Below are 15,612 nucleotides of genomic sequence, written 5' to 3' on the forward strand. Positions count from 1 at the left end.
AAGCCTCTCGCAAATCTATTCATGATAGATATATTCTATCATATATTTGATATTTATACAATTAATGCATTATCTTTCGATTTGCTCAGAGCATCCTTAAAATGCTGACGAAATATCGAGCTTTGCTTTGTGCTGTCGATTGCGGCAGCCTGACAAAAGCCACGGAATCGATGCACTGCACTCAATCAGCGTTGAGCCGCATGATTCTGGATTTGGAAAGCCTCTGGGGATTTCAGCTTCTCATTCGCAGCAAATCAGGAGTGCGCCCAACGCCTGACTGCCTGAAGATCCTGCCGCTCCTTCGTCGGATTTGCGCTGAAAATGAGCTGGTGCGGGACACCGTAATGGATATTCGCGGCGTTCTTTGCGGAACTGTAAGAATAGGCGTTTTTTCAAGTATTGCAACCTTTTGGCTGCCCCATGTCATTGCACGTTTTGGGAAAGCGCATCCGGATATCGAATTTGAAATTTTAATGGGTGATTACTCGGAAATTGAGGACTGGGTAGCCGAGACCAGAGTGGATTTCGGATTCGCTGCATTGCCGGTCTCGAAAAGAGTTAAGGCACTGCCTTTGCATGAAGATGAATTGCTGGCGATATTGCCGGAAACGCATGCATTGGCCGACAGGGAAAAGGTTTCAGTAGCGGATCTTGCCAAAGAGCCGATGATCATGCTTGAAAAAGGCAGGCAGGCTGAAATCAGTAATATGTTTGAAAAACAACATTTACAGGCAAATGTTAAGTTCCGAACTTTTGACGACTATGCTTTGCTGAGCATGGTGGAAAACGGCATCGCTGTTGGTGTTTTGCCTAAACTGATTCTGGAACGATTGAATTATCGGGTTGAAGTTCGTGAAATTGAACCTCCATGCAGCCGGATTATTTCACTTATTGTGAATGGCTCAACTGGTCTCTCGCCGGCTGCCTCCCGATTCCTGTCGGTTTTTGAAAATGAACTCGCTATGCGAATGAGTTTAAAGCCAAAAATCAAGGAATTTTTATGTAAACTGCAATGCGATCAAAATTGAAAGCGTCAGCATGGATAGAAGCGTCTGCAGCGTGGTGACTGCAGCAACAATGGAAGCATTTCCATGCATGTTGGCCGTCATTACGTAGCAGGACTGCGCTGTAGGCAGTGATGCAAAAACCAAAACAACAGCAGCTGCGTTGCCGGAAAGCCCGGTTAACTGAATAACGATCCAGGCCATTAAAGGAATGACGGCAAGTCGAACCAGGCAGGAGGCAGCGATCAGTTTGAAGTGCTTTGCAAGATTGCTGAATTGAAGGCCGGCTCCGATGCAAAGGAGACCCATTGCCAGGGATGCGCTTCCAAGATGACTCAGAAAGTCTTTTACCGGCTGAATCAATTCAATGCCCAGATAATTGAAGATCAGCCCTAAAACGGTAGCGATAATCAGAGGATTCCTGGCTACGCCCAGAACGGTTGTCCGCAATAATTGGGAGCGATTTTCGGATTGATTGTCGCGTTTGGCAACGGCACGCACGAGATCGGAAACGGCAATCGAGTTGCTGATGGGAACCCAGAAGGCAATCAGCATCGCCAGGAGCGAGGGGCCTTCAGCGCCGCAAAATCGGGTGCATATGGCAAAGCCGATATACGTATTGAAGCGGAATCCGCACTGAAAGACAGAGGCATGCGTGACGGCGTCCGCTTTAATGAAATAGCGGACTGCAAATGACGCGGCAACACCAAGAAGCATGGCGCAAATGCCCGTCAATAAAAAGCGGACGGACTCTCCGACAGCCAGTTGAGACTGTGCAACCGAAACAAAGAGAAATGGAGCTAAGAGAAAATTGAAGACCAGCTTCTCGGCGCCATCCCAAAATGCTTTGGTGAATCCGCCTTTCCGGCTCAAGACGAGTCCGAGAAGAATTATGGCAAAATCAGGGATGATAAGAGATATGCTATACATTGCGGCAACCTATCCGTTGAGCAGCTGCAGCTCCTCCAAAAAGCATGGAGATGCCTATGATTTGCAATGCGGTTAATGGTTCCGATAAAAACAGAGTTGCTGCGACGACAGCCGTTAAAGGTTCCAGATAACCCACCACAGAAACAGTTGCTGCAGACAATTTTGGAACCGCCCGGAAATATAAGAGGCAGGAGAATCCGGTATTGACGATGCCAAGAACAAGCAAAGGAATGGCTGATTCCATAACGGCGGAAAATGTTGGAAGACCGTTCTGACCGAATGGGAAGTAGGCGGCAACGGTTCCCAAAGCAGCCGCTAAAATCAGAAAGGCGCTCATGAAATTATTTTCGGTCCGGATCTGCCGTGCGCAAAGGATCATGCCTGCGTAACACAATGCTGATGTACAGGCTTTCAGAATACCGTAGGAATCCTGTATCCAGGAAGAATTTTGCCCGATGCACAGAAAGAGCCCGCAGAGAGCTATGATCAGGCAAATCCATTGAGTTGAATGAATTTGCTCAGTACGGGTAAATGCGGTGACAGCCATTACCAGCACAGGACCGAAGTAATAAATGACAGAGGCCTGGGATACGCCGATATGACGATAGGCGCTGTAGAGAAATATCCAACTGATTCCAATGAAAAATCCAGCACTTATGGTTGCGGCGAGAGTGCGGGAAGTTATGGAAAACGTTTTAATAAAGCGTAATGAAAAAGGCAATAAAAATAAAACGCCTATCAACAGCCGCAGAATGACGATCTGGTCGGAAGACAAATGGATATAGGCAGCTGTTACGCCATTAAAACCAAACAGGAATAATGACAGAAGGTGAAGAAATTCCGGGCTTTTCATTAGAGGATCTTGATCAGATTTGAACTCTTTTCAAAGCCTAACGGTTAAAGTGTAAGAAGAAAAACGAATATTTCGTATGCTATGTATTCCAAAACCGCATGTAAGGAACCCGAAAACGAAAAGCTCCCTGCAGCGTCGTTCCGAATTGCGAACCAGTCTTCATCCGGTCATGCCAGGGCGTTTAAGCGCATGAGGATGGACATCTCCGGGAAGTTTGCCGACGACCTCCGCGCCGGCCTCACGGATGAGGAAGCCGACGCGCTCGAAAAGCTCCTCAGAAAGTGCGCGGCCGGCATGCGTACGGCCGCGGATTAGAGCTTCCTGGGGATCAGCCTTCTCTGATCGACAGCATGAAGGTTCCCTGGGGATCAATCTCGGGGAGATGCCGGCGGTAGGTCGCGACGAGCGCCGCCTCCGGTTCGGCATCCTTAAAGGCTTCCGGGTAGAAGACTTTGGCGAGGTATTGCGTGAAGCGCCAGTCCACGATTGAGCGGAGGCTCCCGTGGTCGACCCCATAGAATTCATTGTTCTTCACGGCCGGCAGGTTCTGCCAGAGCGGGCGGTTTCTGAAGCCCTGGAGGCGCTTGAGCGCATCCGGGCGCTCCACCGTAAAGCCCATCCGCATCTGGTCGGCATGGTCGTTCCCCCAGATGCTCCCGCCGATGATGACGACTTCCGGGGCTCTTGAGATCACGAATTCCCGCGTGAGTGCGCTGTAGGGCTCCGCGTTCTTTTCGGAAATGCTCCCCGCTTCAATGCGCTTCAGAATGGCGCCCCAGAGAATCGTGGCGTTGTAGGAATTGCCGTACTGTCCGGGCCCGAGGTTCCCGAGCTCCATGTAGCAGGTGCGGTGCTTGACGCTCGAGGGGAGCGCGCTGATGCGCCGGTTGATTTCGGAGAGCCCCTCGATGCATTCGCGGCAGAGTGCTTCAGCCGCGTCGTCCCTCCCGAGGAGGCGCCCGAGGATCCTCGTGGAAAGCACGTGGTTCTCAAGCTTCATCGCGTGATAGTCGATCACGATCACGCGGATCCCTGCGCGTTCAAGAAGATTGACGCGCTGGCTGTTGGCGGCAAACTGCGTGCGGCCGATGAGAAGGACGTCGGGCTTCAGAGACAGAATCCGCTCGGTATTGAGGATGTCGTCGTGGTAGCCCCCGATCGAGGGAATCTGCGTGATGCCGGGGAACGCCTTCGTGAAGACGCGGTATTCGCCCGTGCGGGTGCTCTCCCAGTGGTCCTGCGTGAGGCCGACCACTTTCTGAAGCGCGCCGCTTCCCCCCACAAGCAGGTAGTTGGCGATGTAGTTGGCGACGATGATGCGTTTGGGCATCTCCCGGATCGTCACCCTGCGGCCCTCGACGTCCGTGAAGACGAGGGGCCAGGTTCCGGCGGGCGGAAAGTCAGGGAGCCGAGCTTCTGCTCCATGGGCGAAGGGAATGAGGCCGAGCACGGCGAGGGCGCCGGAAAACTGAAGAACGGTGCGGCGGGAGATCATGAGAAGGCCTCGTGAAGAGAAGAAAAAAGGGTGATGAAATTCAGACGGGCTTCTTCGCGAGCACCATGAAGTCGCGGATGAGCGCGGATTCCTTGCCCGTCTTCGGATCCGTCACTTTGACGAGGACGGGTTCGAAAACGGTCACGTCGGTAAAGCCGCATTCAAGGAGCGCTTCGACGTCCCAGCCCGGACGGTCCTGATGCGTGAGCGGGAGCCCTCCGGCAATCCGCTCCATCGGGCTCGTGTCGACCCCGAGCATGAATTTCTCGCTGTGGCCGTAGGGAACGGCTTCCGTCTGATGGAGCCGCGCAAAGGCGTCGTCCTCGAGATACCGGTAGTGGTTGCCGTCGGCGTAGAAAAGCTCTCCGCCGGGCCTGAGCGCCCGGAACCAGTCCCTGAGCGCCCGGAGAGGATCGGGGAGATTCCAGATGACGTTGCGCGACAGAACGGCGTCGAGCGCACCGTCACGAACAGGAAGCGCCGCCGCATCAGCTTCAATGAAGTCAACGGCGAGGCCGAGGGCCGCAGCATTCTTTCTCGCCTCATCGAGCATCCCGGGAGAAGCATCGAAGCCGACCGCCTGCCAGCCCGCTCTGGCCGCGGCGAGCGCGAGAAACCCCGGTCCGCACCCGGCGTCGGCAACCTTCGCCGAGGGCGGAAGGTCGAGAAGGCGCGTGAGGCGCTCAACCCAGCGGTCGCCCTCGCCGGAATCAAATTCATCGATCGTGCGCAGGCTGTAGCCTTCGGCGCGCGTGTCCCAGTAGCCCGAGATGCGCGAGGGGAGGGAGGAGGTTTGAGTCATGGCGTGCTCTTGGATATGAATCGGGAAATGAGAAATCAGGAATGAGCGTGGTCGTGATGGTGATGGCCCGTGTCGACGTCGAGGGGCTTCTCGGGGATCACGACGACGCGTCCGCCCGAAGTCCGCTCCACCGCCGCCTCCACGCGGTAGACCACCGAGAGCTCGTCGGGCGTGAGCACCTTTTCCGGCGTGTCGTAGCGGCGAACGGTGCCGTCGGCGAGCATGAGAAGGCGCGTCGAAAAGCGCGACGCGAGCATGAGGTCGTGGACGACCGCGAGCGCGATGGAGCCGGTCCTCTCCGCGTAAGCGCGGGCGGCCTCCATCACGATCAGCTGATGCCTCAGGTCAAGCGCGCTCGTGGGTTCGTCGAGAAGCAGCACCCGCGGGCGGGAGACGAAGGCCTGCGCCATGAAGACGAGCTGCTTTTGCCCCCCGGAGAGCGAGGCGACCGGAAGATCCGCGAGATGGCTGATCTGCATGGCATGAAGCGTCTGATCGACCTGCTCGAAAACGTCCGGCGTGACGCGCCAGGAAAGACGCCGCCCGAGGCCGAGCATCACCATTTCGAAGACGGAAAGGCGGCTCGAGACCTGCGTGAGCTGCGGGAGGTAGGCAATGGCGCTCCTCGGGAGCACCTCTCCGTTTTCTTTGAGGACCACGTCGCCCGTGCGGGGCTCGAGCCCTGCAATGGCTTTCAAAAGCGTCGTTTTCCCGGCGGCGTTCCGCCCGGTGATGGAGACGAGCTCCCCGGCGGCGACGTCGAAGGAAATGTCGTGAAGGATCTTTTTCGGGCCGAACTCAACCCCGAGATTGCGGACTGTGAGCGTAAGCGCCATCAGAAGTCCCTCCGGCTTTTGAGAAGAAGTGCAAGAAGGAAGGGAACGCCCGCAATCGACGTGACGATGCCGATCGGAAGCATCGCGCCTGCGGAGAGCCACTTAGCGATGAGGGAGGAGAGGAGCATGATGAAGCCGCCCGAGAGAATGCTTCCCGGGATGAGCCAGCGCTGATCGTCGCCGAGGAGCAGCTTCGCGCAGTGGGGCGCTACGAGCCCCACGAAGGCGATCGTGCCGATGAAGGAGACTGCCGCCGCCACGAGAAGCGACGAGACCGCAAAAACAAGGATCCTCAGCCGCGCGACGGGGACGCCGAGGCTCTTCGCGCGCTCTTCGCCGACGGAGAGCGTCGTGAGCTGCCAGGCGGCGGGGGCGAGCATGAGGAGCCCCAGAAGGAGCGCTCCGCCCGCCGCGGCGGCCGAGAGCCAGCCGGCGCGCTCAAGGTTCCCGAAGGTCCAGCCGTTGATGAGCTGAGCGGTCTCGGGGGACGCAAGGTAGATGAGAAGCTGCTCGAGCGCGATGAAGAAGAAGTTCATGATGATGCCCGCGAGGATCAGGGTCGAGGGCGTCATCCCGCGCATGCGCCCGAGGGCGAGGATCAGGCCGCAGATGAGGAGCGCGGAGATGAAGGCGGCGGCGATGGTGCCGGTCCAGAGTTCTCCGGCGATCGTGAACCCGGCAGTGATCGCAAGCGCCGCGCCGAAGCTCGCGCCTGAGGTGATGCCGAGGGTCGAGGGGCTTGCAAGCGCATTGGCGGTAATCGTCTGAATGGAGAGGCCCGCGAGCGAAAGCGACGCGCCCACGAAGAGCGCCGTTACCGACATGGGAAGCCGGAGCTCCCAGAGAATGAGCGCCTGCGGGTTGTCGGCCGAGGGTCCTGCGAGGAGCGACGCGAGAAGCTCCCGGAGCGGAATGCCTGAGGATCCGGTCGCAAGGTCGAGCGCGAGAAGGAGAAGCGTCGCAGCGGCAATGCCCGTCGTGACGGCAAGGCGGCTTCGCTGGCGCTCGCGGTAATGAATGTGGCAGGACATGGGAGGCTGGCGGGGAAACGTATGATGATTTCGAAAATCATCATACGGTCATTCCCGCTCTTCCGCCTCCTCAAAAAGTTGCAGAAAAATGCCTTTTTCAATCAAGGCGTGCGGCGTAGTCCTTTTGGATCCTGTCTGATTCTTCCGGACGGCAGCGTCAGAGTTCCCGGCCGCGCGAGGCCCGGACCGCTTTGAGGAAGTTTTCGAACTGCTCCATCCCCTTTTCGGAGAGCACGGATTCCGGGTGGTACTGCACGCCTTCAATCGGGAGCGTCCGGTGGCGGATTCCCATGATTTCGCCGTCGTCCGCCGCGCGGGCGGAAATTTCAAGCTCGGCGGGAAGCGTCTCCGGGTCGAGCGCGAGCGAATGGTAGCGGATGACGGAGAGCCTTTCGGGGAGCCCTTCGAAGATGCCGCGGCCGTCCGTCGTGATTTGAGAGGCTTTGCCGTGCATCACGCATGACCTTCATCCCGAACACTTCTCCGATCGCCTGGTGGCCGAGGCAGACGCCGAGCATCGGGATCTTCTCGCGGGCGCCCGCCTGGATGAGGTCCGTGAGAATTCCGGCTTCCGAAGGCTTCCCCGGGCCGGGAGAAAGAACGAGCGCATCGGCGCCGAGTCCGAGCACCTCCTCCGGGGTCGTGCGGTTGTTGCGGATGGTCACCACCTCAGCCCCGAGCATCTGCAGGTACTGCACGATGTTGTAGGTGAAGGAGTCGTAGTTGTCGAGCATGACGAGCTTCATGATTTCTTTTTTCCCCTGTCGTTTGGCGTCGTTCCTGTGCGGCTCAGAGCGCGAGTCCGCGGGCGGCGAGTTCGATCGCCTTCATCATGGCGGCGGCTTTATTGCACGTTTCGAGGTATTCCATATGCGGGACGGAATCATGCACGATGCCCGCTCCCGACTGAATTTCCATGCGGCGGCCGTCGAGCACGATCGTGCGGATGGTGATCGCGAGATCCATGGCGCCGTCGTAGCCGAAGTAGCCCGCGGCCCCGCCGTACATCCCGCGGGGCGAGGGTTCGAGCTCATGGATGATTTCCATCGCGCGCACCTTCGGAGCTCCGGAGAGCGTGCCCGCCGGGAAGGCGCTCCGCACGAGGTCGAAGGCGTCCCTGCCTTCCCCGAGCTCTCCTTCAACCGTGCTCACGATGTGCATGACGTGGGAGAAGCGCTGAATCGACATGAAGTCGGAGACCTTCACGGTGCCGGGGGCGGCGATCCGCCCGAGGTCGTTGCGGGCGAGGTCGACGAGCATCAGATGTTCGGCGCGCTCCTTCGGGTCGGCAAGGAGCGACTTTTCGAGCTCGGCATCTTCCGCGGGCGTCTTCCCTCTCGGACGGGTGCCCGCAATGGGGCGCAGAAGGGCCTTCCCGCCCGCTTCCGTCCGGCAGAGCGTTTCGGGAGACGAGGAAATGAGGATGAGCTTTCCCATCTTCATGAAGAACGTGTAGGGTGAGGGATTGATGAGCCTCAGCGCCCGGTAGAGCGTGAGCGGGGGAATGTCCGTTTCGCCCGAGAATTTCTGCGAGAGCACGACCTGGATGATGTTCCCCTCGCGGATGTGCGCCCGGGTCTTTTCAACCATTTGGGTAAAGGAGCTTTCCGTGCAGTTGGAGCGGAGCTCCGGAACGGGGCGGGCTTCAGCCGCTCCCGGGCGAGCGGGCCGGGCGAGCTTTTCCTTCATGACCCGCACGCGGCGCACGCCTTCGTCGTAGGCGGCGCGCAGCGTCTCGAATTCATCCGTCCTGACCGCCGCCGAGAGCATCAGCGTATGGCGGAAGTTGTCGAAGATGATGAGGTCGTCCGCAATCATGAAGGAGGACGTGGGGCCCCGGAGGCCGGGCTTCGGGGCAGGGAGATTTTCGAATTCGCCGACGGCCTCGTATCCGATCGCGCCCACGGCGCCTCCGATGAAGGCGGGCATGTCGGGAGGAAGCGCGGGCTTCAAGCCCTTCATGAGGGTTCTGAGCGCCATGAGGGGCCTTCGGGCGCGGCGAGTTCGCGCTTTTTCCCTTCCGCTGGGGCGTAGTAGGCTTTCCCGTTCTCCACGGTGAAGACGCCCCTCGGATTGAGCCCGATGAAGGAGTAGCGCCCGAAGCGTTCGCCCGCCTCGACGGATTCGAGAAGAAAGACGTTTTCGTCCTCCTGAAGGCGCGCGAGGACGGTGACCGGGGTCTCCATGTCGGCGGCGAGTTTTTCGGTGACGGGGATGAGGTTGCCCTTCTGGGCAAGGTCGGAAAATTCCTGGAAGGTGAGCATGGCGGATTCGACTCCGGGCGGAAGGAAAAAACAAAGTTCGGGGCGAAAAAAAGCGGACCGGAAGCCGTTGGCCTCTGGTCCGCTTTCAGGGCAAGGACTTTGACGAAAAGTCCTCTTGGGTTCAAGCGTTCGTCATGCTTTCCTCTGATGGAGCACTCTCAGACAGCAGAGCGCCTCGTCGGATTGATTCCCGGAATGCATGCACGCGAACGCAGGCAGCGGACCAAAGGACCGACGCCAGCGCCACGAGGCATTGGGAATCGAGACGAGGAAAAGCATGAAGATGAACGAAAAAAAGAATGTATTGGTGAATAGCTTGGCAGATGAAATGTGTTCCTGCGCAGGCATAACTGCTCTGTTGAATTGATGCATATCAATATTTAAAGCTCTCCTGACCGTCTGCAATGACGCCCGGGCGTGGTGCCGCCGATCCGTGCTCCGTCTGCCGGCGTGCTTTCTGTGGACGCTTCGCCGCGGAGTCTGTGCCAATCGGGACGATAGAATCGTTTTTTTGAAACTGCGGAATGGGTCGTCATCGACGGCCGCGAGCGGCAGCTTGTCCGCTGGGAGCGCCTCCGACGCAATAAAGACGACAAGCCGCAGGAAGCTCGCTGAAGCTTTCTGCGGCTTTGGGCGGGTTTGGAGAATGCCTCTGGAGCGCCCGGGATCAGATGTTCTGCCCGAAAGCCCGGAGAATGGCCGCGGCGGCATCTTCGGGCGCGCCCGTATTCTCGATCGTTACGTCGGCGTTTCCGAGGTAGATCGCTTTCCGCTCTTCCCAGATCTGCGTGAGGGGCTTTGAGAGCGAAACCGGGCGTCCTGCAACGGGAAGGTCGGAGAGCGGGCGCGTGAGGAGCGCGATCCGGCCGTTCTGCTTGAGCGCCTCGCGGTTCTTTTCTCTCAGGAGCGTGCCTCCCCCCGTTGCAATCACGACGCCCCGGCGAGCGCCCGCGAGCTGCGTGATGTGGGTTTCAAGGTCGCGGAAGGCTTTTTCGCCGTCTCTCGCGAAGATTTCCGGGATGGAGCAGTCGGCAGCTGCCTCAATCGCATCGTCGAGGTCGATGAATTCGCGGCCGAGCGCACTGGCGATCGCGCGCCCGACGGTTGACTTGCCGCTTCCGGGCATGCCGGAAAGGACGATGTTTTCGTTTTCGAGGGCGAGCTTCCTGAAGAGTCCGGCCGTGTTCGCCGCCGGCTCTCGGTTCCAGAGGAAGCGCCTCGACGCTTCAATCGCCTGAACGACGAGCATGAGGAGTCCGTTCATGTTGGGTATCCCTCTCGCATCGGCTTCGAGCATGAGCTTCGTCTTTGCCGGGTTGTAGATGAGGTCGAAGACGAATTCGAGATGCGGGAGGCTCGCAAGGTTTTCAACGGGAGCTGCCCCGGCGCGCGGGTACATGCCGACGGGCGTGGCGTTCACGAGAATCGCGGCATCGGATTCGCGCCCGATGTTCCCGTAATTGAGCTCGCCCGTGCGCGACACCATTTTCGGGTTCGCGCCCATGTCGCGGAGGACTGAGAAGACGCACTTCGCCGCGCCCCCGGTGCCGAGAATGAGGGCCTTCTTTCCCTTCACGTCGATGCCGGAGGCGGCGATCATGGCTTCAAAGCCCGCGTAGTCGGTGTTGTCGCCCGTGAGCGACCCGTCGGCCTCGCGGATGATGGTGTTGACGGCGCCCACCTTTTCGGCGCGGTCCGTGAGGCGCGCGAGGAAGGGGATCACGGCTTCCTTATAGGGAATCGTGACGTTGAGGCCGTCGAAGGGGACGGCAGCGAAGAATTTGTCGAGGCGGTCGGGCTCGACCTCGAAGCACTTGTAGGCGTAGGCCGCGAGTTCCTTGTGGATGGCGGGCGAAAGCGTATGGGAAAGCGTGCGGCCGAGAAGCCCGCAGAGGAGCCCCGCGCCCGGGCGGAGCGCCTTGTGGCGGATTTCGGAACGAACGACCGTTGCGCCGAGCCCGATCAGGTCGGCGATGAGGATCTGAGAGGCCTTGTCGCCTTCCGAGCGGAAGGTGATGGAAACGGCGTCGCCGCCCGGAATGACGGCTTCCGGGACGAAGCCCCCCGCGAGGAGCGCGGCGAGGGCCTTCGCCGTTACGCTCCGGGGCGATTCGCCGGGAAGCACGGGAAGGCGCGCCTCGTAATTCCCCTTTTCGGGAAGATCGTCCTCGGCGAGGATGGGGCTCAGCTGCTGGCGGCGGGAGCCTGCAATCAGGACCTCGTAGACGGAATGAAGAACATGACTCGTTTCCGGGTCGCGGCCGCTCGTGATGCGCGCGAGGAGCGCTTCCTCGCGTTTGAGAGCATGAACGGCAAGTCCGAGCCGGCGCTTTCTCGCGCCCACTTCGTCGGCGACCGTCATGCGCTCATCAATGAGGGCGGAGAGCTTGCCGTCAATGTCGTCGATCCGTTCGCGCAGATCCCCGAGGGGCGCCGAAATTTTCTGTTGAGGCTGATTCATCACTGGTCCGGAAAAATTATTTGCTGCTCTCTTCCTGCGGGGGAATCGAGGGGCACTCAAGCGCCTGAGGGAGAACTGCCGGGGCGGCGAGAAGGCTGTCGAGGGCGGCGAGGGCGGCGACGGCTTCCGCGACGGGCACGGCGCGAACGCCGATGCAGGGGTCGTGGCGGCCCTCACGCCGAGCTCTGCGTTTTCATGCCTTGAAATGGAAATCGTTTCCTGCGCGAGCGCAATCGAAGGCGTGGGCTTCATGGCGATCCGGAAGACGACGGGCGCGGCCGTCGTGATGCCGCCCGCAATGCCGCCCGCGTTGTTGGTGCGGGGCTTTGCGCCCGGAGCTTCAGAGGAAATCTCCCAGGGGTCGTTGTTTTCTGAGCCTTTCATGCGTGCGGCCTCGAATCCGCGGCCGAATTCGACGCCCTTGACGCCGGGAATGCCGAAGAGTCCGAAGGCGAGCTTCCCGTCGAAGCCTTCAAAGAGAGGGCCGCCGAGCCCGCAGGGGAGCCCTTCGATGATGCATTCGATCACCGCGCCAATGCTGTCGCCCGACTTCCTCGCAGCGAGAATGGCTTCGGTCATGCGGATTTCTGCATCGTCGGAGAGGACCGGGAGGCCTCTTTCGAGGCGCTTCTCCAGGTCTTCCGGGTTTTCGCCCATCGGATTCATCGGGCGGTCTTCTTCCGTTCCGACCGAGAGGAGGTGCGCGGCAATGCGGATCCCGCGGCGCGCGAGAATCTGAAGCGCGATGCCGCCCGCAAGCGCGATGGGAGCGGTGAGGCGCCCGGAGAACGCGCCGCCTCCGCGGACGTCCTGATGTCCCTGGTACTTCACTTCAGCCGGAAGGTCCGCGTGCGAGGGACGCGGGAGGTCGGCAATCACTTTGTAGTCCTGCGAGCGCTGATTGGTATTCCGGATGATGGCGGCGAGCGGCGCGCCGCAGGTAATGCCGTCGACCATGCCGCAGAGGATTTCCGGCGCGTCGGGTTCCTTTCGCTGCGTGGCGAGCTTTCCGCCCGGGGCGCGCCGGGCCATGAAGGCCTGCAAGGCGGCGACCGAGATTGATTCGCCTGCGGGCAGTCCCTCGATCGTGCATCCGATCGCGTCTGCGTGCGATTGACCGAAGACGGTGGTGCGGAGGTTTTCGCCGAAAGTCGTGTTCATGCTGAAATCCAAAAAATGTTCTAAAGCTCGTTTGGGGGGATGAGAAGCGCGTTATTCCGCGCTGCAGAGGCCGCCCAATTTGGCGAAGTCCTCAAGGAACTTCGGATAGCTTTTCCGGAAGGCTTCCGCCCCGGAAATGCGGACGTGCGCTCCGCCCGAGGCGGCGGCAACGGCTGCCGCCATCACGATGCGGTGGTCGCCGAAGCCCTGAATCTCGCCCCCGCGGAATTTTCCCGCGCTTCCGAGCCCGTGAACGACGAGGCCTGCGGGCTCCTCTTCGTGCGGCACTCCGAGGAGCGAGAGGAGAGCCGACGTGCTTTTCAGCCGGTCGCTTTCCTTGATGCGAAGGCGCCCGGCGTTCGTGAAGCGCGTGGTGCCCGAGGCCGCCCCCGCAACGACGGCAAGAATGGGAACAAGGTCCGGAATCTGCGCGGCATCAATCTCAATGCCGCGGAGAGCTCCGGGGAGAGCGCTCATTACGCTCGTCGCGGATTCCGTCTGAATTACCCGGGCGCCGAAGCGCGCGAGGATTTCGGCGACGGCCCGATCGCCCTGAAGCGAGTCGCGCCGGATGCCGGTCACTTCGATGGTCTCTCCTTCGTCGCCCGCGAGCGCGCCGGCAGCGAGCCAGAAGGCGGCGTTCGACCAGTCGCCTTCAACGACGAGTTCCGGTCCGGCATGAAGCTTTCCGCGGCCGGCGACGGTCCAGACGGGAAGCCCCTCCGGGCCCTTTTCCTCGCGGATCGCGACGCCCGCGGCTTCGAGCACCTCGAGCGTCATGCGCACGTAGGGTTCGGATTCAAAGCCCTTTGTAATCGCAAGCGTGCTCGTACCCTCGAGAATCGCGAGCGCGTAGAGGAGGCCGCCGATGAACTGCGAGGAGACGTTTCCGGGAAGCGAATAGGCGCCGGGGGCGAGCTTTCCTTCAACGACGAAGCCTTCGCCCGGGAGCGTCGTGAGGCGGATGCCGTGGCGTTTGAGCTCTCCGGCAAGAGGTTCGACGGGGCGGCTGGGGAGCCTGCCGCGGCAGATGAACTTTGCGCCGCAGCCGAGGGCCGCCGCGACCGGAATGAGGTAGCGGAGCGTCGTTCCGGATTCGCCGCAGTCGACTTCCGGGAGCACGGGAAGATGATCCCGATCGATCGGAAGAACGTCGGCGTCGCCTGCATTGCCCTGGGTCACCCGGGCGCTGAGGCCCCGGAGCACGCGGCAGGTGGCGTCGATGTCCTCAGACCGGGTGCTGCAGGAGACATGCGCCGGCGATTCCGAGAGCGCCGCCGCAATCAGAAGGCGGTGCGCATAGGACTTCGAGGCGATGGCCGGAATTTTTCCGCTTAAAAAGCGCGGCGTGACGGTGACGATCATGGCGTTTGCGGGGTGCGTGTGGTTGCGTGTTGAATCGATGGAAAAGCGGCGGGAAAGAGGCCCTTTCATCGAAGGCCCGTTTCAAGCATGGCGCGGAAGTCTTCCCAGGAAACCTTCTTCACTTCGGCGCGTCCGGGCGCAACAGGGAGAACGAGGTTCACGCCCGAACCGGCGGACTTTTTGTCGTGGCGCGCAATGGCGAGAAGCTTGTCCGTGCTGAAGTCGAGGTCGGGGCGGGCAAGGAGTTCAGGAGGAAGAGAGGCGGGAAGACCGGCTTTCAGAAGAAGCGCTTCAAGGTCTTCGAGCATTGCCCGGGGGAGCTTTCCTTCCTGGACGAGCGCTTTCGTGAGGATGTGCATGCCGATCGCGACTGAGGCGCCGTGGGAGAGCGCATAGCAGGACGCCGTTTCCACGGCGTGGCCCGCCGTGTGGCCGAGGTTGAGGAGCCTTCTCGCGCCCGATTCCTTTTCGTCTTCAGAGACGATGCGGCGCTTCACGTCGATCGAGCGCGCGATGAGGTCGACGGACGGAAGGGGCGCCAAGCCGCTTCCATCCTCGCCGGAGCCGAGTTCCTGCCTGACGGCCGCGAGCACATCGGGGTCGAGCCCGGCATATTTGATGATCTCTCCCCAGCCGCAGGAAATTTCGCGTGCGGGGAGCGTGCGGAGAACCTCCGGGTCGATGAGGACCCCGACGGGCTGCGAGAAGACGCCCATCAGGTTTTTGCCGGCTTCAAGGTCGACGGCGGTTTTCCCGCCGACGCTCGAATCCACCATGGCAAGCAGGCTCGTCGGCATCTGGAGGCACCGGATGCCCCGCATGTAGAGCGCCGCGGCAAGACCCGCGAGGTCGCCGACCACGCCGCCCCCGAGCGCAATGACGGCATCCTTTCGCGTGAGTCTTAAGCCCGCCATGGCTTCGAGAACCCGCACAAGCTCTGCGGGCGTCTTGCTTTGCTCTCCGGCGGGAATCGCGATGACGCCGGCGGATGCCCCGGGGCGGGCGGCTTCGAGCGCTGCCTGCACGTTCTCCGCATAGAGCGGGCCCACGTTGGAGTCGGTCACGATGACCGCGCGAACGGCAGGATCCGTGAGGCCGAGACGCGCGGAGAGGCGGCCCGCGAGCTTCGGGGCGTCGGAGAGGAGTCCCGGGGTGATTTCCACAAGGTAGCCTTCGCCGGCTTTGACTTCAAGGATCTGTCCGTTCTGCATGGCGTCTTTTAACTGATGGATGTTGAGGATGTCGGGAATCAGGCGGCGCGGGCCTCTTCGTCGTGGACGGCGAGCGCCGTGCGGACGGCTTCAACGCGGCGGCAGAGCTCTTCGAAGGTGTCGGGCGTAATCGACTGCGGACCGTCGCAGAGGGCTGCGGCGGGGTTGTTGTGCACCTCGACCATGGAGGCCGTCGGCG

General features: G+C 60.6%; 13 protein-coding genes and 1 pseudogene. 2 read left to right on the plus strand and 12 right to left on the minus strand.

Annotation, left to right across the window (positions count from 1 at the left end):
• Positions 1–101 precede the first annotated feature (101 nt).
• Positions 102–1,028: a LysR family transcriptional regulator gene (locus GBM95_RS07955; protein ID WP_152158603.1), complete on the plus strand. Its 927-nt coding sequence runs from the start codon at positions 102–104 to the stop codon at positions 1,026–1,028.
• On the opposite strand, the gene GBM95_RS07960 is transcribed toward GBM95_RS07955, so the two are convergent.
• Together GBM95_RS07960 and GBM95_RS07965 are read right to left on the minus strand one after the other, a co-directional pair.
• The gene (locus GBM95_RS07960; RefSeq protein ID WP_152158604.1) at positions 999–1,934 is read right to left on the minus strand and encodes an AEC family transporter; all 936 of its coding nucleotides are present in this window, start codon (positions 1,932–1,934) and stop codon (positions 999–1,001) included. The two genes, GBM95_RS07955 and GBM95_RS07960, sit on opposite strands and share 30 nt — an antisense overlap.
• Complete coding sequence (locus GBM95_RS07965; RefSeq protein WP_152158605.1) at positions 1,927–2,787, minus strand: DMT family transporter; 861 nt, start codon at positions 2,785–2,787, stop codon at positions 1,927–1,929. Before GBM95_RS07965 ends, GBM95_RS07960 begins: the two co-directional genes overlap by 8 nt.
• A 189-nt stretch (positions 2,788–2,976) precedes the next feature.
• Between GBM95_RS07965 and GBM95_RS13020 the strand changes: the two genes are divergently transcribed.
• The gene (locus tag GBM95_RS13020) at positions 2,977–3,102 is read left to right on the plus strand and encodes a hypothetical protein (RefSeq protein WP_264298090.1); all 126 of its coding nucleotides are present in this window, start codon (positions 2,977–2,979) and stop codon (positions 3,100–3,102) included.
• 13 nt (positions 3,103–3,115) lie between these two features.
• On the opposite strand, the gene GBM95_RS07970 is transcribed toward GBM95_RS13020, so the two are convergent.
• The 10 genes and pseudogenes from GBM95_RS07970 to aroB form a co-directional block, all read right to left on the minus strand.
• The gene (locus GBM95_RS07970) at positions 3,116–4,282 is read right to left on the minus strand and encodes an ABC transporter substrate-binding protein (RefSeq protein ID WP_152158606.1); all 1,167 of its coding nucleotides are present in this window, start codon (positions 4,280–4,282) and stop codon (positions 3,116–3,118) included.
• Between the two features lie 40 nt (positions 4,283–4,322).
• Positions 4,323–5,084 carry a class I SAM-dependent methyltransferase gene (locus GBM95_RS07975; RefSeq protein WP_152158607.1) on the minus strand — a complete coding sequence of 254 codons (762 nt, stop codon included), beginning with the start codon at positions 5,082–5,084 and terminating at the stop codon, positions 4,323–4,325.
• A 35-nt stretch (positions 5,085–5,119) separates the two neighbouring features.
• Positions 5,120–5,920, minus strand: a complete 801-nt coding sequence (locus GBM95_RS07980) for an ABC transporter ATP-binding protein (protein WP_152158608.1) — start codon at positions 5,918–5,920, stop codon at positions 5,120–5,122.
• The gene (locus GBM95_RS07985; RefSeq protein ID WP_152158609.1) at positions 5,920–6,951 is read right to left on the minus strand and encodes a FecCD family ABC transporter permease; all 1,032 of its coding nucleotides are present in this window, start codon (positions 6,949–6,951) and stop codon (positions 5,920–5,922) included. The genes GBM95_RS07980 and GBM95_RS07985 overlap by 1 nt, the downstream gene beginning before the upstream one ends.
• Positions 6,952–7,108: 157 nt before the next feature.
• Positions 7,109–7,697 (minus strand): annotated as a pseudogene (locus tag GBM95_RS07990) (anthranilate synthase component II).
• A 43-nt stretch (positions 7,698–7,740) separates the two neighbouring features.
• Entirely contained in the window at positions 7,741–8,931 is a 1,191-nt protein-coding gene (locus tag GBM95_RS12695) for an anthranilate synthase component I family protein (protein WP_264298091.1), read from the minus strand.
• A complete protein-coding gene (locus tag GBM95_RS13025; protein WP_264298092.1) occupies positions 8,910–9,215 on the minus strand; it encodes a hypothetical protein in 306 nt (101 codons plus the stop codon). Before GBM95_RS13025 ends, GBM95_RS12695 begins: the two co-directional genes overlap by 22 nt.
• Positions 9,216–9,882: 667 nt before the next feature.
• Positions 9,883–12,837 (minus strand): chorismate synthase, encoded by a 2,955-nt coding sequence (gene aroC / locus GBM95_RS13235; protein WP_451921336.1) that lies wholly within the window; start codon positions 12,835–12,837, stop codon positions 9,883–9,885.
• Between the two features lie 51 nt (positions 12,838–12,888).
• On the minus strand, positions 12,889–14,271 hold the full coding sequence (gene aroA / locus GBM95_RS08010) for a 3-phosphoshikimate 1-carboxyvinyltransferase (RefSeq protein WP_226963231.1): 1,383 nt from the start codon (positions 14,269–14,271) through the stop codon (positions 12,889–12,891).
• A complete protein-coding gene (gene aroB / locus GBM95_RS08015; RefSeq protein ID WP_152158611.1) occupies positions 14,268–15,413 on the minus strand; it encodes a 3-dehydroquinate synthase in 1,146 nt (381 codons plus the stop codon). Before aroB ends, aroA begins: the two co-directional genes overlap by 4 nt.
• Between the last annotated feature and the right edge of the window lie 199 nt (positions 15,414–15,612).

Source organism: Sutterella seckii (assembly GCF_009183815.1).
GTDB classification, from domain to species: domain Bacteria; phylum Pseudomonadota; class Gammaproteobacteria; order Burkholderiales; family Burkholderiaceae_F; genus Sutterella; species Sutterella seckii.